Here is a 21,321-nt window from a genome sequence, read left to right as displayed (position 1 = left end):
GGGACGCGAACAGGTGAGTGACCGGCCTCCCGAAGCGGGCAGCCTGGTCCGCGCGGCGTACGCGGCGGTCCGCGAGGCGGTGCTGACGCGCGAGCTGCGGCCCGGCCAGCGCGTCACCGTGCGCCCGCTGTCCGAGCGGCTCGGTTTCTCCCCGACCCCGGTGAAGGCTGCGCTGGCGATCCTGGAACGCGAGGGTTTCCTCGTTTCCCGTCCGCACTCGGGGTACTTCGTCGCCGAGCTGACCGCGGCGGACATGCGGGACATCTACGAGCTGCGTTCCGCCGTGGACACCCTCGCCGCCCGCGACCTCGCCCGCAGCCGGCCGCCGGAGCTGCTGGCCCGGCTCGGCGACCTGATCGACGGCCAGCACGCCGCGCTGGCCGACGGCGACGTCACCCGCTACGCCGAGCTGGACCGCGAGTTCCACGCGCTGATCTGGCAGGGCTCGCCGAACCGCCGCCTGCTGGCGATCGCCGACCTGCTCGGCGCGCAGCTGCAGCTCGGGCAGAACGTGACCATCTCCGTGCCCGGCCGCCCGGAGGCCAGCCTCGGCGAACACCGCGAAATCCTCGACGCCCTGCGCTCCGGCGACACCGCGGCCGCCGAACAGGCCACCCGGCGGCACATCACCCAGGTGATCCGCGCGCTGGAAACCGCGCTGCCGCAGTGAGCCGGACGTGCCCTGAAGGCCACCTTGAGGGCAAATAGGACCCTGAAGGTGGCCTTCAGGGCCCCGGCCGAACGGAGGGCGAGCGACAGGTCGTGGCCCGCCGGAGCGGCCGACGGTGCCCGGAGCGCCGCCGACCGGCGGCGATAGGCTGGTGGGGTTCCCCCGCCCCTGCCTGACCAGAGCCGCCCGGAGTGCCGACGCCCATGCTGGACCGAGCCGTCATCGATGCCCTGTTCCCCGCGGACCTGCCCGAGCCCGAGCACTGGGAGCGGCGCTACCCGGCGCGGCAGCTGGCCGACGGCGCCAAGGTGACCCGGTTCGGCCCGTCCCCGACCGGGTTCGTGCACATCGGCGGCATCTACGTCGCGGGCATCGACCAGGACGTGGCGCGCCGTTCCGACGGCCGTTACCTGGTGCGGGTCGAGGACACCGACCAGTCGCGCGAGGTCGAGGGCGCGCTGGAGCAGTTCGAGCGCGGCTTCGCCTACTTCGGCCTGGCCGCCGACGAGGACATCGCCCGCGGCGGCGACTACGGGCCGTACCAGCAGTCGGCGCGCGAGGAGATCTACCTCAGCTACGTGCGGCACCTGCTGCGCGAGGGCCGCGCGTACATCGACTTCGCCACGAAGGACGAGCTGGCCTCGATCACCTCCCGCCAGCAGGCCACCAAGCTGCCCACCGGCTACTACGGCTCGTGGGCGATCTGGCGCGACGCCGGCCCGGCCGACGTGCAGGCCAAGCTCGACGCCGGCGAGCCGTGGGTGGTGCGCTTCCGCGCCCCCGACGACACCGGCGCCCGGGTCCGGTTCACCGACGCCATCCGCGGCACCATCGAGGCCGAGGCCAACCGCAACGACGTGGTGATCCTCAAGAGCTCCGAGCAGAGCCCGCGGCTGCCGACCTACCACTTCGCGCACGCCGTCGACGACCACCTGATGCGCGTCAACCTGGTCATCCGCGGCGACGAGTGGATCTCGTCGGTGCCGGTGCACCAGCAGCTGTTCGACGCGCTGGGCTTCGAGCCGATCACCTACGCGCACATCGCCCCGCTGATGAAGCAGGAGGGCGGCAGCAAGCGCAAGCTGTCCAAGCGCAAGGACCCGGAAGCTTCGGTCGATTTCTACATCGAAGCCGGCTACCCGGCCGACGCCGTCCTGTACTACCTGCGCGGGCTGGCGAACGGCCGGCTCGCGGAGCTGCCGCTGGAGCAGGCGCTGGCCGAGCCGATCCGCCTGGAGGAGTGCGGCGTCGCCGGCCCGCTGGTCGACCTGGTCAAGCTCGACGACATCGCGGCCGACCACATCGCCACGCTGTCCGGCCAGGACATCCTCGACGCCGTGCGCGCCTGGGCCGGGCAGTTCGACGCCGAGCTGCTCGCGGTGCTGGAGGCCGAGCCGGAGCTGGCGCTGCGCGCGCTGGCCGTCGAGCGTGACGGGGCGGAGAACCCGCGCAAGGACCTCAAGCGGTGGGGCGAGTTCCGCGCCGTCTACGGGTTCTTCTTCCCGCAGCTGCACGCGGCCGTGACCGGGCCGGACGACGAGCGCATCGCCGCGCTCGGGGTCGCCCCGGACGTGGTGCGCGCGGTCGCCGCGGACTTCGTCGCGAACTACCGGCAGCTCGACGACGGCCAGGAGTGGTTCCAGCAGATCCGCGACGTCGCGGCCAAGCACGGTTTCGCCCGCAACGCCAAGGAGTTCAAGAAGGACCCGGACGCGTTCCCCGGCTCCATCCGCGAGGCGTCGCAGATCATCCGGATCGCGATCACCGGCTCCACCCGCAGCCCCGACCTGCACTCCATCACCCAGGCCCTCGGCCAGGAGGAGACGCTGCGGCGTTTCGCGGCGCTGACTGCCTGACCCGACGACTCGGCCTCACGCCTCGCCGACGACGACCAGCGCTTCGGACAGCGGTTTGCGCCGCAGGTCCGGCACCTCGCAGTCGTCGGCGGGGTGGCCGACGGGGAACAGGATGAACGGCCGCTCGGTGGCCGGGCGGCCGAACAGCCCGGTCAGGAACGCCATCGGGCTGGGTGTGTGGGTCAGCGTCGCCAGGCCCATCGTGTGCAGGGCCGTGATGAACAGGCCGCAGGCGATGCCGACGCTCTCGGAGACGTAGTAGTTCTTGCGCAGCCCGCCGTCCGGCAGCGGGGTGCTCTTCTGCGCGAAGGCGACCACCAGCCACGGCGCGACTTCCAGGAACTCCTTGTCCTCAGTGGTTTCCAGCGGCGCGAGCGCGTGGTGCCATTGCGGGACGGAGCGCTCGCGGTAGAACCGGCGCTCCTCTTCTTCGGCGCCCGCCCGCACCTGGCGTTTGAGCGCGGGATCCCTGGTGGCGGCGAAGGTCCACGGCTGGTGGTGCGCGCCGCTCGGCGCCGTGTTGGCGACGCGGACCGCCGTCTGGATCGCGGCCAACGGCACGGGCTCGGGGGAGAACCACCGCACCGAACGGCGTGCGTCCAGGTGCTCGTGCAGCTCCCGGCCACGCCTCAGCCCTTCGCCGTCCGACAGGCGTTGGGGCGAGTAGGGGACGAAGGGGTGGCTGTGGGTTCGGGGCACGCGACCGACACTGGCACGCGCCCGGCGCATTGGTCCAGTTCGGAAAACTCGGCCGGCCCATAAGCTCGGCTCATGAGTCTTCCCCCGGTCTCGCTCCGGCAGCTCGAATACCTGGTCGCCATCGCGGAGACCGGCGGGATGACGGCCGCGGCGGCCCGTTGCCACGTTTCGCAGTCCGCCGTTTCGCTGGGCGTCGCGGAGCTGGAACGGGTGCTGGACGCCGGGCTGGTCATCCGCGGCCCGCGCCGCGGCACCGCGCTGACGCCCGCGGGCCGCCAGGTCGTCGCCGAGGCGCGGTCGGTGCTCGGCGCCGTCACCGAGCTGACCGCGGGGGCCCGGCGCCTCGGCCGCGAGCCGGCGGGACGGCTGCGCGTCGGCTGTTACGCGCCGATCGCGGCACTGCACCTGCCCGCCGCGATCGCGGGCTTCCGCGCCGAACAGCCCGGGGTGGCGGTGGAGTTCGTCGAGGGCACCCTGCCGGACCTGCAGGCGCGGCTGCTCGACGGCACGTGCGAGCTGGCTTTCCTGTACCGGCAGGACCTGCTGCCCGGCATCGAGGTGGCCGTGCTGCACGACCGGCCGCCCGCCGTCCTGCTGCCCGCCGGGCACCGCCTCGGCCGGCGGAAGTCCGTGGCGCTGCGCGATCTCGCGGGCGAGCCGCTGATCCTGCTCGACGTGCCGCCCAGCACGCGGTACTTCCAGTCGGTGTTCGACGCGGCCGGCGTCGAAATGCGGGTGGCGCACCGCGCGGGCAGTTTCGAGCTGGCCCGCGCGATGGTCGCGCGCGGGCTGGGCTATTCGCTCGCCGTGCAGCGCCCGCCGGTCGACGTCTCGGTGGAAGGCCTGCCCGTGCACGCCCTCCCGATCCGCGACCGCGTGCCGACCACGCCCGTGGTCCTGGGCTGGGCCGCGGGCGCCCGCCTGACCCGGCGCGCGGAAGCGTTCCTGGACTGCTGCCGCACCCTTTTCGGCAGCGGGGTTCCGTTGCCGGCGGTCAGTTCGACGCCGTCGCGTGAACTGGATTCCGATCCCGGCCGGTGACCGGCCGGCCGATCAGCGGCCCTCCCTGTGGTGCCCGGCTAAGGCACCACTCCGCGCGAGCTCACCAGGGTGACCGGGGAGAGCGAAATCGTCACGGTCTACGGCCACACCCCGTGGGCCGGCTGGCCGTGGCTGCTCGGCGGCGCCGGAATCCTGGCCTTCGTTTTGGTGCTGGGGCTAATCCGCCGGAAGACGCGCCGTTCGCGGACGCTGCGCATCATCGGCGAGTGGGGAGCCCGGTAGGCGAGGCCCACCGTCGTATTAAGTCAACTGCTTGACTTAAGAACGCAGGCCCGGTTGACTGATCATGAAGTCGAGGCCGGTACTGAGGGGGACACACGGTGGGGCAGTCCGAGCAGGCGCTGAGCTATCCGATCCCGGGCCCGTCGGCGCTGGAGCCGCCCGTGGTGTGGACGCGGCTGCGGCAGGAGCGCCCGATCGCCCGGGTGCGGCTGCCCAGCGGGGACGAGGCGTCCCTGCTCACCCGTTACGACGACGTCAAGCAGGTGCTTTCGGACACCCGGTTCGGCCGGCTGCTCAACGCCGACGACGCCGCGCGGCTCACCGACTCCGAGTCCGGCGGGGTGTTCAACAGCGAGATGGCCAACACGCTGCCGCAGACCGGCGAGGGGCACCAGCGCTGGCGCCGGATGATCACGAAGTGGTTCACCGCCAAGCGGATGGCCGCGCTGCGCCCGGGGATCACGGCGATGACCGAGCGGCTGGTCGACGAGATGGTGACGGCCGGTGGCCCGGCGGATCTCAAGGCGCGCGTCGGTTTCCCGTTGCCGGTATGGGTGATCTGCGACCTGCTGGGCGTGCCCGACGCCGACCGCGACCGGTTCGCGCACTGGTCCGACCACCTGCTCAACCTCACCCGGTACACGCAGGCGGAGACGGACGCGGCGCAGGCCGAGTTCGCCGCCTACCTGGCCGCGCACCTCGAGGCCAAGCGCGCGGAGCCGGGCGAAGACCTGCTGAGCGGGCTGATCGCGGTGACCGACGAGGACGGCGAGCCGCTGCCGGACGTGCTGCTGGTGATGACCGGGCAGGCGCTGCTCGTCGCCGGGCACGAGACCACGGCGAACATGATCGGCAAGATGATGGGCCTGCTGCTGGCCGAGCGCGGCCGCTGGGAGCGGCTGGTCGCGGACCCGTCGCTGGTGCGCTCGGCCGTCGAGGAGGTGCTGCGCTTCGACGCCAATCCCGGCATCGGCATGCCGCGTTACCTCAGCGAGCCGGCCGAGGTCGCCGGGACGGTGCTGCCGCGCGGCACCACCGTGATGTGCAGCATGGCCGCGGCCAACCGGGACGAGCGGGCGTTCGGCGGCGCGGACGAGATGGACCTCGGCCGCACGCCCAACCCCCACCTGGCTTTCGGCGCCGGCGCCCACTCGTGCCTCGGCCAGGCGCTGGCGCGCACCGAGCTGCAGGTGGTGCTGGAAGTGTTGCTGCGCAAGCTGCCCACCCTTGAGCTGGCCGTGCCGGCCGAGGAGCTGCGCCGCGTCGAGGGCCTGGCCGTCGGCGGGTTACGCGAGCTGCCGGTGCGGTGGTGACCGTGCGCCTGAAGGTCGCGGAAAGCTCCGGGTCCACGCGTGAGCTGATCCTGGAGACCGCCGAGCGGCTGTTCGCGGAGCACGGCGTGTATGCGGTTTCGAACCGGCAGATCAGCGAGGCCGCCGGGCAGGGCAACAACGCCGCGGTCGGGTACCACTTCGGCACCAAGGCCGACCTGGTGCGGGCGATCGCGCGCAAGCACGCCGGGCCGATCGACGTGCTGCGAGTCCGGATGGTCGACGCGCTGGACGAGTCGGCCGCCGCCCGCGACTGGGTGGCCTGCCTGGTGCGCCCGGTCACCGGCCACCTGGCCACGCTGCCGGCGCCGACCTGGTTCGCGCGGTTCGGCGCGCAGGTGATGACCGACCCGGCGTTGCGCGTGATCATGGTCGAAGAGGCCCTCGGCGTGCCCTCGATCCAGCGGATCCTGCGCGGCCTGAACGAATGCCTGCCCGGCCTGCCGCCGGAGGTGCGGGCCGAGCGCGCCGACATGGCCCGCCAGCTGATGGTGCACATGTGGGCCGAGCGCGAGCGCGCGCTCGCCGAAGGCGGCCCGACCCCGCGCAGTGGCTGGGAAGACGCCGGCACCGGCCTGATCAACGCGCTGGCCGGCCTGTGGCTGGCCCCGGTCAGCGGCCGCCCGTGACGGCGTGGCGGCGGAGAACCGAAGGAGAGGACCAAAAATGAAGATCAGCGTCGACGAAGACCGGTGCTGCGGCGCGGGCACGTGTGTGCTGCTCGCCCCGGACGTGTTCGACCAGCGGGAGGACGACGGCATCGTGGTCCTGCTCGACGCGTCGCCGGCCGCCGGGCTGCACGCCACGGTCCGCGAGGCCGCGAACGTCTGCCCGGCGGCGGCGATCACCGTCGCCGAAACCGCGTGACCCGTCCCGTCACCGTCCACGACGGCCTCACCGCGAACACCCTTGGGAGCGCACGATGACCAGTACGGTCGAGACGAACCCGGCCGAGGTGCCGGACTTCCCGATGACGCGGGCGGCGGGCTGCCCGTTCGACCCGCCGCCCGCCGCGCGGGCCAAGCAGGAGGAGGCCGCGCTCACGCGGGTCCGCCTCTGGGACGGCAGCACCCCGTGGCTGGTGACCCGCTACGCCGAGCAGCGGGCGCTGCTGTCCGACCCGCGGGTCAGCGCGGACATCGACACGCCCGGCTACCCGAGCCCCTCGCCGTTGCCCAAGGGCGGCGGCGGTTCCCGGATCAGCTTCATCCTGATGGACGACCCGGAGCACAACCGGTTGCGCCGCATGGTGACCGCGCCGTTCTCGATGCGGCGGGTCGGGGCGATGCGCCCCGCCATCCAGAAGATCGTCGACGACCTGATCGACGGGCTGCTCGCCGGCCCCCGGCCGGTGGACCTGGTCGACGCCTTCGCGCTGCCGGTGCCCTCGCTGGTGATCTGCGAGCTGCTCGGGGTCCCGTACGGCGACCACGATTTCTTCCAGGACAACAGCAAGGTGATCATCCGGCGCGACGCCACCATCGAGGAGCGGATGGCGGGCCACCAGGCGCTCACCGGTTACCTCGACCGGCTCGTGGCCGACAAGGAGGCCCACCCCGCCGACGACCTGCTGTCCGGGCTGGCCGCCCGGGTCACCGCGGGGGAGCTGACTCGCGCCGAGGCGGCGCAGATGGGCGTGCTGCTGCTCATCGCGGGCCACGAGACCACCGCGAACATGATCGCGCTCGGCACGCTCGCGCTGCTGGAGCACCCGGACCAGCTGGCGCTGCTGCGCGAGTCGGACGATCCCGCGCTGGTCGCCTCTGCCACCGAGGAACTGTTGCGCTACCTGAACATCACGCACAACGGGCGGCGGCGCGTGGCGGTCGAGGACATCGAGATCGCCGGCGAGGTCGTGCGCGCCGGCGAGGGCCTGATCCTGGCCAACGACATCGCCAACCGCGACACGAGCGTCTTCCCCGACCCGGACCGCCTCGACATCACCCGCGACGCCCACCGCCACGTGGCGTTCGGCTTCGGCGTGCACCAGTGCCTCGGCCAGCAGCTCGCGCGGCTGGAGCTGCAGATCGTGTACAGCACGCTCTACCGCCGCATCCCGACGCTGGCGCTGGCCGGGGATCTTGCCGACATCCCGTTCAAGCATGACGGATCGGTGTATGGGGTGTACGAGCTGCCTGTTACCTGGTGAGCAATGGGCCGTCTTTTGTGGACGGAGCGGGTTTCATTGCTGTGGCAGGGCTTCGTGAAGCCGCTGGACGAACTCGTCGGCGTGCCCGGTCTCCCAGACCAGTGGCGGCCGCACCTTCAGCACGTCGCCGCCAGGTCCGGTGAGGCCGGCGAGGACGCCTCGGGCGACCAGGCCGTCGAGCAGGAACCGGGCTACCTCGCGCGAGGTCGACCCGTCGCCGGGGAGCACGTCGACACCCGCGAGCAGCCCGGTGCCGCGGACCTCGCCGAGTACGGGCGTGCCCTCGGCCAGCTCTCGCAGGCTCCGGCGCAGGTGGGCGCCGGTCTCGACCGCTTGCGCCGGCAGGCCGGTCAGCTCCAGCACGTCGAGGACGGCGTGGCCCGCGGCCGCGGCGGCCGGCGTCGCGGCGAAGGTGGAGAAGTACTCGTACCGGCGGGCCAGCGTGTCGGCGATTTCGCGCCGGGTGACCACGGCGCCGATCGGGTAGCCCGCGCCCATCGGCTTGCCCAGCGTCACCAGGTCCGGGGTGATCCCGGCGAGCCGGAAGCGCCACAGCTGCGGGCCGCTGCGCCCGTACCCGGACTGGACCTCGTCCGCCAGGTACAGCGCGCCGGCCGCGTGGGCGCCGTCGGCCAGCCCGGCGGCGAACCCGGCCGGCGGGTCGAGGATGCCCTCCGAGGTGAACTGCGAGTCGGCGAGCACCAGTGCCGGGCGCCCGCCCGCGTCGCGCAGGGTCGCGGCCGCGGTGGCGATTCGTTGCGCGGCAACGGTTCCGGCGCCGCGGGGTGCGGCGAAGGTCGCCACCCGGTCCGGACGGTGGCCCGCCGGCCACTCGTTGGGGCTGAGGTCCGCCATCCACTTCGACGAGCCGTGGTACGCGTGCTCGGCGACGATCGCCGCGTCGCCGCCGGTGTACTCGGTGGCCAGCCGCCAGGCGAGTTCGTTGGCCTCGGTGCCCGAGGTGGTGAACAGGCAGGTGTCCAGCCCCGGCGGCATGGTCGCGAGGATCCGCTCGGCGAGGCCGACGATGCCGCCGTGCAGGTACCGCGAGTGGGTGTTCAGCTCCGCCAGCTGCCCGCCGACGGCCCGGGTGACGGCGGGATGGGCGTGCCCGACCACGGCCACGTTGTTGTACGCGTCCAGGTACCGGGTGCCATCGCGCGCGTACAGCCAGGCGCCCTCACCGCGGACCAGTTCGAGCGGCCGCCGGTAGAAGAGCGGGGACAGCCCGCCGCCCATCGCCGCGGCGCGCCGGGCCGGCAGCTCGTGGGCCGGGACGGCGGCGGCGAGGTCTCGGGTCCCGGCCAGGCGCGCCAGCCGTTCGCTCAGCTCGTCCGGGGTTAGTGCGCCCAGCAGGTTCAGCATCCGCTCGCTGGACTGGTCGTACTGCGTGATGTAGCGCGCGTTGTCCTGGTGCGGCCCGCGCCGGGCCGCGGACACCGCCAGCGTGGTGAGCAGCCGGGCGATCACCAGCTCGCCGAGCACCGCGACCTCGGCCGGGCCCAGCGCGCGGTGCCGCTGGTAACCGCGGAGCACGGCCTCGGTCCGGGGCCAGAGCGAGGTTTCCCCGGCCTGGCGCAGTACCGAGGCCAGCGTGGCGGCCAGGTCGGCGACGGCGGCCGTGTGGTGCATGTCGCCGAAGTCGATCACGCCGGTGACGGTGCCCGCCTCGGCCAGCACGTTGGTGAGCGTGACGTCGGCGTGCTGGACGCCGGACGGCAGCGCGGCCGTCGCGTCGAGCGCCGGTGACACCCGCGCGGCCAGCTCGCCCAGGCGGCCGGTGCCGATCCCGGACGTGGCCACCACCTCGGGGGTCCGCCGGACGTCCCACATCAGGGTGCGGCCCGCCGCGGGATGGAAGAACCCTTGCAGCGCCACAGATATCCGGGCCGCGGCCGCGCCGACCTGCGCCGCGAGGCCGCCGTCCACCGGCTTGCCTTCGAGCGGTCGGCCGGGCAGCAGGGTGATCAGCCGGGCCAGGCAGTCACGGCCGGCGTCGTCGGCCAGCCGCGTGACCGCGTCGCCGGTCCTGGTCGCGACGGAACCGGGCACGGGCAGCCCGGGGTCCACGGCGTGCACGTGGTCCAGCGCGCGGACCTCCATGTCGACCACGTCGGCGCGCTCGGCGGGGTTGGACAGCTTCAGCACGAACCGGCCGTCGACGAGCACGTTCAGGTCGCGTTCGCTGTCGAGCGGCTTCAGCGCCGGTCCGGCCAGCCGCCAGTGCTCGCGGAGCGCGGCGCGCAGGCTCCCAGGAGAGAAAACCGGGGCCGGCTCGGTGAAGATGCCGGACGCCGGTTCGGGGGCGGTGCTCATGCGTGGGCATCCTTTCCGATGGTGTTCGCCTCAGCCACGCTCGCCGCGCAGGAGCCGGCGGGCGACGTAGGGAAGCACGCCGCCGTCTGCGTAATACCGGGCCTCCTGCGGGGTGTCCAGCCGCGCGCGGACATCGCACTCGAACGCAGGCGCCCCCACCGGCCGGACCCGGACCGTGACCGGCGCCGCCGGATCGGCCACAGCCTCGGCGAGACCGAGCAGGTCGAACGTCTCGGTGCCGTCCAGCCCGAGCGTTTCGGCGCTCTGCCCGTCGGCGAACTGCAGTGGCAGCACGCCCAGCTGGACCAGGTTGGACCGGTGGATCCGCTCGAACGACCGGGCCAGCACGGCCTTGACCTTCAGCAGCGCGGTGGCCTTGGCCGCCCAGTCGCGCGACGATCCGGTCCCGTACTCCTGGCCCGCGATGACCAGCAGGGGAGTGCCGGCGGCGGCGTAGGACTGCGCGGCTTCGTACACCGGGACGACGAGGCCGTCGCGGGTGAAGTCGGGCGTCCCGGGCTCCCCGGGCGCGAGCCGGTTTTCCAAGCGTGGGTTGGCGAAACCGCCGCGCACCATCACCTCGAAGTTGCCGCGGCGGGAGGCGTAGGTGTTCAGGTCGGCCTCGCCGAGGCCGTTCAGGTACCGGCCCGCGCAGCTCGTGGCCGGGATGCGCCCGGCCGGGCTGATGTGGTCGGTCGTCACCGAATCGCCGAGCAGCAGGAGGGCGCGGGCGTCGGCGAGATCACCAGGCGGGGTCGCCGGTTCCGCGACGGCGTCGAGGAACGGCGGCCGGCGCAGGTAGGTCGATCCGGCCGGCCAGTCGAACCGGTCGCCGCCGGCCGCGGGCACGGCGGCCCAGCGTTCGTCACCACGGAAGACGTCCGCGTAGGCCTCGCGGAACAGCCCGGGGGTGAGGCGGGCGTCGACGACGGCGTTGACCTCCGCGTCGTCCGGCCAGAGGTCGGCGAGGAACACCGGCTCGCCGTCCGCGCCGGTGCCGAGCGGCTCGGTGGTCAGGTCGGGCCGGATCGACCCGGCGAGCGCGTAGGCGACGACCAGGGGCGGGGAGGCGAGGTAGTTGAGCGAGACGTCGTTGTTGATCCGGCCGTCGAAGTTCCGGTTGCCCGACAGCACGGACGCGGCGACCACACCGCGTTCGGCGACGGCGGCGGCGACGTCGGGCAGCAGCGGCCCGGAGTTGCCGATGCAGGTCATGCAGCCGTAGCCGACCAGCTGGAAGCCGAGCTGGTCGAGCGGTTCGGCCAGCCCGGCCAGCCGCAGGTACTCGGTGACGGTCTTCGAGCCCGGCGCGAGGCTCGTCTTCACCCAGGGCTTGGTGGTCAGGCCCCGGGCGCGGGCGTTGCGCGCGAGCAGGCCGGCGGCGACCATCACGTGCGGGTTGGCGGTGTTGGTGCACGAGGTGATCGCGGCGATGACGACCGCGCCGTCGCGGATCTCGGCTGCGCCATCTGTACTGTCCGAAGTGGACCCGATCCGGGAGATCGCCGCCGCGGCGTTCGACGGCACGGCGGCGAGCGCGACCCGGTCCTGCGGCCGCGACGGCCCGGCGAGCGAGGCGGTGACGGCGGAGAGGTCGATCCGCACCCGCTCGTCGTAGCTGAGGCTGACGCCGGGTTCGGGCCAGAGTCCCTGCTCCTTGGCGTACGTCTCGACCGCGGTCACGTGCTCAGGTGTGCGGCCGGTGAGCCGCAGGTAGTCCAGCGTCGCGTCGTCGATCGGGAACATCGCCGCGGTGGCGCCGAATTCCGGGCACATGTTGGAAATGGTGGCGCGGTGAGCGAGGGGGAGCCGTGCCACCGCCGGGCCGGTGAACTCGACGAACTTGCCGACGACTCCGTGCGCCCGCAGCGTTTCCGCGATGGTGAGCACCAGGTCGGTCGCGGTGACGCCGGGGCCGGGCGCGCCGGTCAGCTCGACGCCGACGACCGGCGGGACGACCAGGCTCAGCGGCTGCCCGAGCAGCGCGACCTCCGCCTCGACCCCGCCGACGCCCCAGGCCAGCACGCCCAGCGCGTTCACCATCGTGGTGTGCGAGTCGGTGCCCGCGCAGGTGTCCGGGAAGGCCCAGCCGTCGCGGCGCTCGACCACGCTGGCGAGGTACTCGAGGTTGACCTGGTGCATGATCCCGGTGCCGGGCGGGACGACGCGCAGGCCGTCGAGCCGCTCGCCCCATTTGAGGAAGCGGAACCGCTCCGCGTTGCGCGTGTACTCGATCTCGACGTTGCGGCGCAAGGCATCCGGGCGGCCGGACACCTCGGTCGCGATGGAGTGGTCGACGGTCAGGTGGCTGGGGATGCGCGGGCGCACCGAGGCCGGGTCGCCGCCCGCCTCCGCGACGGCGTCACGCAGCGCGGCGAGGTCCGTCAGCACCGGGACTCCGTTGGTGTCGTGGAGAAACACGCGTGACGGCGAGAATCCGACGACGGACGTCGGTCACCCCGGCCACGCGGCCGCGCACGAGCGAGGCGATCTGCCCGGCCGTCACCGTGCGCCCGTCCTCGTGGCGCAGCAGGTTCTCCAGCAGGATCTTGTGGCTCAGCGGCAAGTGTTCCGAGCCGGGCACGGCGTCCAGCCGGTGCACCAGGAAGGTCTCGCCCGCCAGGTCGAGCCGGGCGAGGCTGCCGTAGCTGTTCACGGCCTCAATGTAGTGGAAACGACAGAAATGACAAGTCCTGAAGTTTTCACGTCAGAACGCGGCGAGGAGTCAGGACCGGGGCTCGTGGCGCAGGGTCGTGGTCAGCGCGTGGGCCTCCTTCAGCAGCAGTTCGCCCAGCTGCGGGCGCCGGTCCGCGCGGAAGCGGGACTCGACGCCGGTGAGCGTCAGCGCCCAGGCCGGTTCGCCGCCCGGGTCGAAAACCGCCGCGGCCATGCCCCAGCTGCCCTCGACGACCAGACCGGGGTTGACGGCGTAGCCCAGCTCGCGGGTCTGGGCGATCCGGCCGCGCACGGCGTCGGCCGAGTGCCCGGGGCCCCAGCGCGCGGTGAGGTCCGTGCCGCCCAGGTAAGCGTCGACCTCGCGCTCCGGGAGCAGGGCCAGCACGACGAGCCCCGCCGAGACCACGCCGAGCGGGAACCGCGCGCCCTCGTAGAGCACGAAGGAGCGGATCGGGAAATCGCCGTCCTCGCGCAGCAGGCAGACCGTTTCGTCGCCGCGGCGGGCGGAGAAGAACGCGCTCTCGCCGGTGGCCGCGGCGAGCCGGTGCACGCTCTCCCGCGCGCGCTGCGTCACGTCGTAGCGCGCCGCGGCCGCCTCGCCGAGCAGGTACAGCTCCGGGCCCAGGTGCCAGCGGCCGCTGCGGCGGTCCCGGTCGGCGAAGCCCTCGTCGAGCAGCGCCACGAGCAGCCGGTGGGCGGTGGGCCGGGCGAGGCCGGTGGCCCGCGCGACGTCGGAGGTCGAAACGCCGGCGTCCGCGCCGGTCGAGAGCGCGCGCAGCACGGCCGCCGCCCGGCCGATCAGGTGCGGGGGCGGCCGGTGGGGAGAAGACATACGCTGGATCCTATGTCCACTCAGTGAACACCTGCGAATTTCGCGTCCGCCTGCCGAAAAGATGGACCCGAGACCGTTTCCCCAGCTTGAACTCCCGGCTGGGGCGGACTTGACTCGGATCTGTTGACCGGTCAGTGGACGCCTGAAGGAGACAACGTGCCCCAAATGTTCGACGACGCCCGCGACGCGCTGGCCGGCGCGCTGCGGGACGGCATCACCCTGGCGGTCGGCGGCTTCGGCCTGTGCGGCATCCCGTCCGACCTGATCGAGGCGGTCCGCGACTCCGGCGTGCGGGACCTGACGGTCGTCTCGAACAACATGGGCGTGGACGGCATCGGCCTCGGGCTGCTGCTGGAGAACCACCAGGTGCGCAAGGTGATCGCGTCCTACGTGGGGGAGAACAAGCTGTTCGCGCGCCAGTACCTCGACGGCGAGGTGGAGGTCGAGTTCGCGCCGCAGGGCACGCTCGCCGAGCGGATGCGCGCCGGCGGCGCCGGGGTCGCGGCGTTCTACACCCGCACCGGCGTGGGCACGCCGGTCGCCGAGGGCAAGCCGCACGAGGAGTTCGACGGCCGGGTCCACGTGCTGGAGCGCGCGATCATCGCCGACGTCGCGCTGGTGCACGCCCACACCGCGGACCGCGCGGGCAACCTCGTCTACCGGTACGCGGCGCGCAACTTCAACCCGCTCGTCGCCACCTGCGGCAAGGTCACCGTGGTCGAGACGGAGGTGCTGCTCGACGAGGGCGAGTACGTCGGCCCGGACCTGGTGATCACCCCCGGCGTCTACGTCAACCGGCTGGTGGCGGCCCGCGCCCGGGCCAAGGAGATCGAGAAGCTGACGGTGCGCCCGCGCCCCGTCGCCGGAACGGAGGCGTGACGATGGGCTGGAGCCGTGACGAGATGGCGGCCGTCGCCGCGCGCGAGCTGCGCGACGGCGACTACGTCAACCTGGGCATCGGGATCCCGACCCTGGTCGCCAACCACCTGCCGGACGGCGTCCGGGTCACCCTGCAGAGCGAGAACGGCATCCTCGGCCTCGGCCCGTTCCCGTTCGAGGGCGAGGAGGACGCGGACCTGATCAACGCCGGCAAGCAGACGGTCACCGTGCTGCCGGGCGGCAGCTTCTTCGACTCCGCCACGTCGTTCGCGATGATCCGCGGCGGCCACGTCGACGTCGCCGTCCTCGGCGCGCTGCAGGTCGCGGCCAACGGCGACCTCGCCAACTGGACCGTGCCCGGCGCGCTGGTCAAGGGCATGGGCGGCGCGATGGACCTGGTCGCGGGCACAAAGCGGATCGTCGTGCTCACCGATCACGTGGCCAAGGACGGCAGCCCGAAGATCGTCGGGTCCTGCACGCTGCCGCTGACCGGGGCCGGGGTGGTCGACCGGATCATCACCGACCTCGCCGTCCTCGACGTCACCCCGGACGGTCTGCGCCTGGTGGACCTCGCCCCCGGCGTCTCGGCGGACGAGGTGCGGGAGAAGACCGGCGCCCCGATCACGATCCCGGAGTCCGCGCGCGGCTGACCCCGGCCAGCCCGGCGCCGAGGTCGTCCAGGCGGTGCCGGGCGCGGGCCTCGACCTCGTCGACGAGGGCTCCGGCGACGGCGTGGACCGTGGCGCCGCTGTCGTGCGCGGCGGTCTGGAGGACGGCGAGCGCACCGGCGGCGGTGCAGTCGCGCCGGGCCATCAGGATGCCTCTGGCCTGCTCGATCACCGAGTCCGTGCGCGGTTCGGCAGGTGGTCCGACGGCGGTGGCTTCGGCCAGCTCCATGGCGCGGCTCCTTCGTCTGTACACGGGTCCGCCTGCGTAATACCCATGACCACGCGAGGTGAAGCTGGGCCATTCGCGGGAGCCTTCACGTGCGGAAGCGCGGTACGGCCGTCCGATCTACGGTGGGGACGGCGGAAGGAGCCCGCGATGGCCGGTGGTGACCGGGTGCCGGACGGCATCGAGCCGATGCTGGCCACCCCCGACCGGGGCCGCCTGCCGGACGACCCGAAGTACGCCTACGAGTGGAAGTGGGACGGCTACCGGGCCGTCATGCGGGTCGCGCCGGACGGCACCACGGTGCTCACCAGCCGCAACCGCATCGACTTCACCCCGCGTTATCCCGAGCTGGCCGGCGCTTTCGGCGACGCGCTCGGCGGCCGGCCCGCGGTGCTGGACGGGGAGATCGTCGCGCTGGACGAACGCGGCCGGCCGGACTTCGGGCTGCTGCAGAACCACGACACCAGCGGCCGCACGGTCGCCTACTTCGCCTTCGACGTCCTGCAGCTCGGCACCGAGAAGCTGCTCGGCGAGACCTACGACGAGCGGCGGAAGGTGCTCGAGGGCCTCGAACCGCCGGACCGCCGGCTGATCGCGATCACGCCGTCCTACGCCCACACCGACCTGGCGGCGGACGGCACCGGCCCGCGGGACCTGCTGGATGTCGCGGCGGAGCGCGGGCTCGAAGGGCTGGTGGCCAAGGACCGGCGGTCGAAGTACCACCCTGGCCGGCGCAGCCCGGACTGGCTGAAGCACCCGCTGGTCCGGACGCTGGAGGTGGTTGTCGGCGGCTGGCGTCCCGGCCAGGGCAACCGCGAGGGCACCATCGGCGCGCTGCTGCTCGGCGCGCACGCCCGCGACACCGGCGACCTGCTCTACATCGGCGACGTCGGCACCGGCTTCACCCAGGACACCCTCGCCGACCTCCAGGCGAAGCTGACTCCGTTGGAGCGCAAGACAAGCCCGTTCTCGAACGAAGTCCCGCGCGACCGCGCCCGCGGCGCCCGCTGGGTGACGCCGAACCTGGTCGGCGAGGTCGTCTACCGCCAGTTCACCCCCGGCGAGCGCCGCCTGCGCCACACCGCCTGGCGCGGCTGGCGGCCGGACCGCCGTCCGGACGAGGCTTTGGTTCCTTCATCGCCGTGACCTGAACCTGCCGGCCACGGTGGCCGAGCCGGCGGCACGCGTTACCTTGGCGGCCGGAGGCGATACGAATGTTCTTCTGGCGTAAGAGGACGGGCGACGGCCGCCGGCCGGCCGAACTCGTGCTCGACGGCTCGTGGACGTGTCAGCTCTACGACTGCGGACCGGTCAGAGTGCCCGCCCACCCCGATGTCGAGGCGTTCCTGGCGCAACGGCCCATGCCGCCGGTCCGCCCGGGTGACGACGGCTTCGCCGAGTACGTGAACGGCGACGACGACCTCATGCGGGCGATGTGGTGCTACGTGCTGCTGCACCACCCGGATTCCGCCGTGCGTGGTGAGTGCCTGCGTTCACCGCACCTCGTGACCAATTCCGCGCTGGTCCCTGACCGCGTCGCGGACCTGCTCCTGGATCGCGAGGTGGCGCAGGACGCGGCGGCAACCGTCTGGCGGCTGTCGGACGCCGGACTGCGGATGGTGCTGAACATCGTGCTGTCCCGCGGTCTCGTGGCGTCGGGTTTCACGGCAGAGCAAACCCGGAGCGCCCTCGTCCTGCTGCGGCGCACTTGCCCGCCTGATCGGCTGGCGGCCCTCGAAGCCGGGCCGGCCGCGGAGCACGAGGACACCTCGCTCGATGTCTTCGGCACGGCGTCGCGTCTGGTCGAGCTCTGTGCTGCCGCCGACCGCGAGTACGACGCCCTGGACGAACGGCAGCGCAACCTTCGGCGCGACAAGAACTACCTGGACCGCCTGGTGTCCTCGGACGAGGCGCCGGAGGCGGCGCTGGCCAACGCTGTCGCGATCCGGCGGATCGGCCACCGGCTCGACGAGGCGGGCGAGATCGCGCTCATGCGTGAGGTCGCCGCGTGCGCGGGAGATCTGAGCGCCCGCCGGATGGCCGAACGCCAGCTCAACCGGTGGTGGGACCGGATCGGCGACTGGATGGCCTGATGCCGGCCGGGGTACTGCGGTGCTGAATCGTCGAGTTCACCGAGTCTCGCGGCCGCGCACGACCTGGTGCGTAGTACTGGCAGGGCCAGCTATGCCCTTGGCGGCCGGCGGGGTGCGGAGCAGACTCAGGGCATGGGCAAGAACGACTTGGGCGACTTCCTGCGGGCCCGCCGGGCCGGGCTCAAACCGGAGGAGATCGGCCTGCCGGTCGAGTTCGGCGGCGGTCGCCGGGTCGCCGGCCTGCGGCGCGGTGAGGTCGCGCAGCTGGCCGGGGTGAGCACCGAGTACTACACCCGGCTGGAACAAGGCCGCGCCCGGCAGCCGTCCGAACAGGTACTGCATGCCCTCGGCGACGCGCTGGGGTTCGATGACATCGAGCGGCGGCATCTGTTCGCCCTCGCGGGCGCCACCGCCGGGCACGAGGACCGGGCCGGGCATTCGTCACGGCTACGACCGGCGCTGCGGCAGGTGCTGGAGTCGATGGAGCTGGCTTCCGCTTTCGTCAGCGACCGGAACCTCACTGTCGTCGGCGGGAACACGTTGTGGGCGTTGCTGTTTCCCGATGTGGCCGGGCTGCCGCGCCGGGAACGCAGCATGGCGCGCTGGACGCTGCTGGACCCGCGTGCCCGCCTGGTGTGGTGCGACTGGGAACGCGTCGCCCGCGACTACGTGCACGGGTTGCGGCTGGCCGCCGCCGCCCAGCCGCGAAACCAGCGCATCGCCGGCCTGATCGGCGAGCTGATGATGCGCTCGCCCGAGTTCCCGGCGTGGTGGTCGGAACACCGCGTCCAGGAACGCAGCACCGGCCTCAAACGCCTCCACCACCCGGTCGCCGGTGACCTGGAACTGCAGTACGAGATCTTCACCGCGGTCGCCGACCCGGGCCAGTCGCTCGTCGTCTACAGCGCGCCGTCCGGCTCGCCGTCTCAGGAGCGCCTGCGACTGCTGGCCAGCTGGGGCAGCGAACCCGCCACCGCGACCGCCCGGGACACCGCCGCCGGGTCCTGACCACCGCCCGCACCGGGCAAACCACCACCCAGACCCGGCCCCGCCATACCCGCGGGGCCGATGCCGCCGTGCCCACGCACCGGCACTCATCCACGAGAGGACACCCCTAGTGAGCAAGACATTCCTGATCACCGGCGTCAGCACCGGCCTCGGGCTGGCCATCGCCCGGCGAGCACTGGCGGCCGGGCACCGGGTCGCGGGCACCGTGCGCTCCGAGCAGCACGCGGCCGCCTTCGAGGCACTGGACCCCGATCGCGCCCGGGCCTTCGTCCTCGACCTGTCCGACGCGGACCGGATCGACCCTGCGGTGCGGGCCGCCGAAGCGGAACTGGGCCCGATCGAAGTGCTCGTGGCCAACGCCGGCTACGGGCTCGAAGGCACCTTCGAAGAGTCGTCGATGGCCGATCTGCGCCGCCAGTTCGAGGTCAACGTGTTCGGCACGGTGGCGACCGTGAAAGCGGTGCTGCCCGGCATGCGTGAACGGCGCGGCGGCCACATCTTCGTCATCACCTCGATGGGCGGGCACACCACCTTCCCCGGACTGGCGTTCTACGAAGGCAGCAAACACGCACTGGAAGGCATCACCGACACCCTCGCCCAAGAGGTCGGCCAGTTCGGCGTGCGGGTCACCGCCGTGGCTCCCGGCGCGTTCAAAACCGACTGGGCCGGCCGGTCACTGGTCCGCGCACCACGCGGCATCGCCGACTACGACGCGCTGTTCGACCCGATCCGGACCCGCCGCCGGGCCCTCGCGGGCCAGGGCATCGGCGACCCCGATCGCGCGGCCGGCGCCATCCTCACCATCCTGGACGCGGAGAAGCCTCCCGTGCACCTCCTGCTCGGCTCGGACGCGCTACGCCTGGTCACCGCCGGGCGCCAACGCGTCCAGGACGACTTCGACGCCTGGGCGGAACTCAGCCGCTCCACCGACGCCACCGAAGGCGGAGTGACCGTCGCCTGACACCGGGCAGACCGCGGGCCGCCGGGAAGCCGCTCAGCCCACCGGCGCGGGCGGCACCGGCGGCCGCCCGGCCGCGAGCCGTTCCGCCTGGGTCACGACGGCGCCGCGCCATTCCGCCGGGACGACGGCGAACACCCCGTCGTCCACGGCGCGGAGGGCTTCTTCCGCGACGAGGGCCGGGTCGGTTCCCTCGGCCGACATCCCGGTGGCGACCAGGGCCGGGCAGATCATGCTGATCCGCACCGCGGTGCCTTCCAGCGCCATGGCCGCGTGCTGGACGACGGCGGCGACGGCGTGCTTCGACGGGCCGTACGCACCACCGCCGGGGAACACCGCGAGCCCGGCCAGCGACGCCGTGACCAGCACGTGCGCCGGCTCACCGGAGGCGAGCAGACCGGGCACGAAGGCGCGGAGCCCGTTGACCACCCCCGCGACGTTGATCGCGAACACCCGGTCCCACTCCGCCGCCGGGACCTCCCACGGTGCGCTCAGCGACGGCCCCACCACACCCGCGTTGAGGCAGATCAGACGGGCTTCGCCGGCTGCCGAGGCCAGCGCGGTCATCGCGGACGGGTCCGAGACGTCGGCCGGGACCGCGCGGGCGCCCAGCGCGTCCGCGGTCGTGGTGAGGGCGGCGTCGTCGATGTCGGCCAGGATCAGCTCGGCGCCCCGGTCGTGCAGCGCCCGGGCCAGTGCCCGCCCGATCCCGCTCGCCGCGCCGGTCACCACTGCTGTCGTCAAGGAGTTCTCCCGGGAGTCGGCGCTTCGGCGGCCCAGGAGGCGAGGAAGCGCAGCCCGTCGTACGACGGCGTTCCCGGCTCCGCGGTGAGGATGAGGATGCGCTGGTCCTCGTCCTCGGGGCTGACCCAAGTGTCGCAGTCCAGGATCAGCTCGCCGGCGATCGGGTGCCGGTAGTGCTTGGTGCCGTTGCCGGTGCTGGTCACCCGGTGCTCGGCCCACCAGGTCCGGAAGTCCTCGTCCCGCACCGAAAGCTCGCCGACGAGCGTGGCCAGCCGCGGGTCGCCGGGGTGCCGGGCGGCCTCCATCCGCAACGTGGCGGTGGCGGTGCGGGCGGCGCGCTCCCAGTCGGCGTGCAGGGCCCGCACGGCCGGGTCGGTGAACAGGAGCCACACGTAGTTGCGGTGCTGCTCCGGGTACCGGGCGAAGTCGGTGTACAGCGCGGCGGCGCCGCTGTTCCAGGCGAGCACGTCCATCCGGCGGCCGAGCACCATGGCCGGCGTCCCGGCGAGCTGGTCGAGCAGCCGCCGCATCGCCGGGGTGACCCGCTGCGCGCGCGGCCGGCGCGGGGCCGCCGGGGTCTTCCCGGCCAGCTGGTAGGCGTAGGCCTGCTGGTCCTCGTCCAGCCGCAGGGCCTTGGCCAGCACGGCGATGATGGCCGCGGACGCGGGCAGCCGGCCCTGCTCCAGCCGGGTGTAGTAGTCCACGCTCATGGCGGCCAGCTGGGCCACCTCTTCGCGGCGCAGGCCGGGAACCCGGCGCGGCGAGCCGGTGCCGTCCAGCCCGACGTCGCGCGGGCGCAACGCAGCCCGGCGCGCCTTGAGGAACTCGCCCAGCTCGGACGCCGGTCCCGGGTCACTGCTCACGACCGTGATCGTACGGCGGGAAGGCGGGTGGCTGGGTGGGAAGGTTTCTTCCCCGGCAGGGGATTCCCC

22 protein-coding genes are annotated in these 21,321 nt (G+C 73.0%); 14 read left to right on the top strand and 8 right to left on the bottom strand.

The annotated features are described in order from the left end of the window. Positions 1-13: 13 nt before the first annotated feature. The gene (locus OG943_RS17520; protein ID WP_328610844.1) at positions 14-670 is read left to right on the top strand and encodes a GntR family transcriptional regulator; all 657 of its coding nucleotides are present in this window, start codon (positions 14-16) and stop codon (positions 668-670) included. Between the two features lie 203 nt (positions 671-873). Next, the gene (locus OG943_RS17515) at positions 874-2,526 is read left to right on the top strand and encodes a glutamate--tRNA ligase (protein ID WP_328610843.1); all 1,653 of its coding nucleotides are present in this window, start codon (positions 874-876) and stop codon (positions 2,524-2,526) included. 15 nt (positions 2,527-2,541) lie between these two features. Here OG943_RS17515 and OG943_RS17510 read toward each other — a convergent pair whose 3' ends face one another. Beyond that, a complete protein-coding gene (locus OG943_RS17510; RefSeq protein WP_328610842.1) occupies positions 2,542-3,225 on the bottom strand; it encodes a nitroreductase family protein in 684 nt (227 codons plus the stop codon). Between the two features lie 72 nt (positions 3,226-3,297). Here OG943_RS17510 and OG943_RS17505 point away from each other — a divergent pair, with 72 nt between their 5' ends. The 6 genes from OG943_RS17505 (at position 3,298) to OG943_RS17480 (ending at position 7,989) form a co-directional block, all read left to right on the top strand. Beyond that, a complete protein-coding gene (locus OG943_RS17505; RefSeq protein ID WP_328610841.1) occupies positions 3,298-4,266 on the top strand; it encodes a LysR family transcriptional regulator in 969 nt (322 codons plus the stop codon). Positions 4,267-4,335: 69 nt separating this feature from the next. After that, positions 4,336-4,509: a hypothetical protein gene (locus tag OG943_RS17500; protein ID WP_328610840.1), complete on the top strand. Its 174-nt coding sequence runs from the start codon at positions 4,336-4,338 to the stop codon at positions 4,507-4,509. Positions 4,510-4,607: 98 nt separating this feature from the next. Next, on the top strand, positions 4,608-5,822 hold the full coding sequence (locus OG943_RS17495; RefSeq protein WP_328610839.1) for a cytochrome P450: 1,215 nt from the start codon (positions 4,608-4,610) through the stop codon (positions 5,820-5,822). Further along, positions 5,819-6,469 carry a TetR/AcrR family transcriptional regulator gene (locus OG943_RS17490; protein WP_442874736.1) on the top strand — a complete coding sequence of 217 codons (651 nt, stop codon included), beginning with the start codon at positions 5,819-5,821 and terminating at the stop codon, positions 6,467-6,469. Before OG943_RS17495 ends, OG943_RS17490 begins: the two co-directional genes overlap by 4 nt. 37 nt (positions 6,470-6,506) lie before the next feature. Further along, positions 6,507-6,707: a ferredoxin gene (locus tag OG943_RS17485; RefSeq protein ID WP_328610838.1), complete on the top strand. Its 201-nt coding sequence runs from the start codon at positions 6,507-6,509 to the stop codon at positions 6,705-6,707. A gap of 55 nt (positions 6,708-6,762) precedes the next feature. Next, complete coding sequence (locus OG943_RS17480) at positions 6,763-7,989, top strand: cytochrome P450 (RefSeq protein ID WP_328610837.1); 1,227 nt, start codon at positions 6,763-6,765, stop codon at positions 7,987-7,989. A gap of 33 nt (positions 7,990-8,022) precedes the next feature. Here the strand turns inward: OG943_RS17480 and OG943_RS17475 are convergent, their stop codons facing one another. The 4 genes from OG943_RS17475 to OG943_RS17465 all read right to left on the bottom strand — a co-directional run bounded on the left by OG943_RS17475 (position 8,023) and on the right by OG943_RS17465 (position 13,813). Further along, positions 8,023-10,305 carry an aminotransferase class III-fold pyridoxal phosphate-dependent enzyme gene (locus OG943_RS17475; protein WP_328610836.1) on the bottom strand — a complete coding sequence of 761 codons (2,283 nt, stop codon included), beginning with the start codon at positions 10,303-10,305 and terminating at the stop codon, positions 8,023-8,025. Positions 10,306-10,335: 30 nt separating this feature from the next. Next, positions 10,336-12,696 (bottom strand): aconitate hydratase AcnA, encoded by a 2,361-nt coding sequence (acnA, locus tag OG943_RS17470; protein ID WP_442874735.1) that lies wholly within the window; start codon positions 12,694-12,696, stop codon positions 10,336-10,338. Continuing rightward, entirely contained in the window at positions 12,668-12,961 is a 294-nt protein-coding gene (locus OG943_RS48380; protein ID WP_442874734.1) for a hypothetical protein, read from the bottom strand. The genes acnA and OG943_RS48380 overlap by 29 nt, the downstream gene beginning before the upstream one ends. Before the next feature lie 69 nt (positions 12,962-13,030). Beyond that, positions 13,031-13,813, bottom strand: coding sequence for an IclR family transcriptional regulator (locus OG943_RS17465; protein WP_328610835.1), 783 nt, complete (start codon positions 13,811-13,813; stop codon positions 13,031-13,033). A gap of 165 nt (positions 13,814-13,978) precedes the next feature. On the opposite strand from OG943_RS17465, the gene OG943_RS17460 reads away from it, so the two are divergent. Together OG943_RS17460 and OG943_RS17455 are read left to right on the top strand one after the other, a co-directional pair. After that, positions 13,979-14,692, top strand: a complete 714-nt coding sequence (locus OG943_RS17460; RefSeq protein ID WP_328612086.1) for a CoA transferase subunit A — start codon at positions 13,979-13,981, stop codon at positions 14,690-14,692. A 2-nt stretch (positions 14,693-14,694) separates the two neighbouring features. Further along, positions 14,695-15,342, top strand: a complete 648-nt coding sequence (locus OG943_RS17455; protein WP_328610834.1) for a CoA transferase subunit B — start codon at positions 14,695-14,697, stop codon at positions 15,340-15,342. Here OG943_RS17455 and OG943_RS17450 read toward each other — a convergent pair. Next, a complete protein-coding gene (locus OG943_RS17450) occupies positions 15,314-15,589 on the bottom strand; it encodes an ANTAR domain-containing protein (RefSeq protein ID WP_328610833.1) in 276 nt (91 codons plus the stop codon). The two genes, OG943_RS17455 and OG943_RS17450, sit on opposite strands and share 29 nt — an antisense overlap. A 147-nt stretch (positions 15,590-15,736) precedes the next feature. Here OG943_RS17450 and ligD point away from each other — a divergent pair, with 147 nt between their 5' ends. The 4 genes from ligD to OG943_RS17430 all read left to right on the top strand — a co-directional run bounded on the left by ligD (position 15,737) and on the right by OG943_RS17430 (position 19,648). Then, on the top strand, positions 15,737-16,732 hold the full coding sequence (gene ligD, locus OG943_RS17445) for a non-homologous end-joining DNA ligase (RefSeq protein ID WP_328610832.1): 996 nt from the start codon (positions 15,737-15,739) through the stop codon (positions 16,730-16,732). Positions 16,733-16,800: 68 nt separating this feature from the next. Beyond that, complete coding sequence (locus tag OG943_RS17440) at positions 16,801-17,679, top strand: hypothetical protein (RefSeq protein ID WP_328610831.1); 879 nt, start codon at positions 16,801-16,803, stop codon at positions 17,677-17,679. A gap of 132 nt (positions 17,680-17,811) precedes the next feature. Continuing rightward, on the top strand, positions 17,812-18,687 hold the full coding sequence (locus OG943_RS17435; protein WP_328610830.1) for a helix-turn-helix transcriptional regulator: 876 nt from the start codon (positions 17,812-17,814) through the stop codon (positions 18,685-18,687). Between the two features lie 109 nt (positions 18,688-18,796). Next, positions 18,797-19,648, top strand: a complete 852-nt coding sequence (locus OG943_RS17430; protein ID WP_328610829.1) for an oxidoreductase — start codon at positions 18,797-18,799, stop codon at positions 19,646-19,648. A 33-nt stretch (positions 19,649-19,681) separates the two neighbouring features. On the opposite strand, the gene OG943_RS17425 is transcribed toward OG943_RS17430, so the two are convergent. Next, complete coding sequence (locus OG943_RS17425; protein WP_328610828.1) at positions 19,682-20,389, bottom strand: SDR family NAD(P)-dependent oxidoreductase; 708 nt, start codon at positions 20,387-20,389, stop codon at positions 19,682-19,684. After that, positions 20,386-21,252, bottom strand: coding sequence for a helix-turn-helix domain-containing protein (locus OG943_RS17420; RefSeq protein ID WP_328610827.1), 867 nt, complete (start codon positions 21,250-21,252; stop codon positions 20,386-20,388). Before OG943_RS17420 ends, OG943_RS17425 begins: the two co-directional genes overlap by 4 nt. Between the last annotated feature and the right edge of the window lie 69 nt (positions 21,253-21,321).

Origin of the sequence: Amycolatopsis sp. NBC_00345 (assembly GCF_036116635.1) — a bacterium.
GTDB lineage: Bacteria > Actinomycetota > Actinomycetes > Mycobacteriales > Pseudonocardiaceae > Amycolatopsis.
The sequence above is the reverse complement of the archived record's forward strand: the minus strand, read 5'-3'. Positions and strand labels throughout refer to the sequence as shown.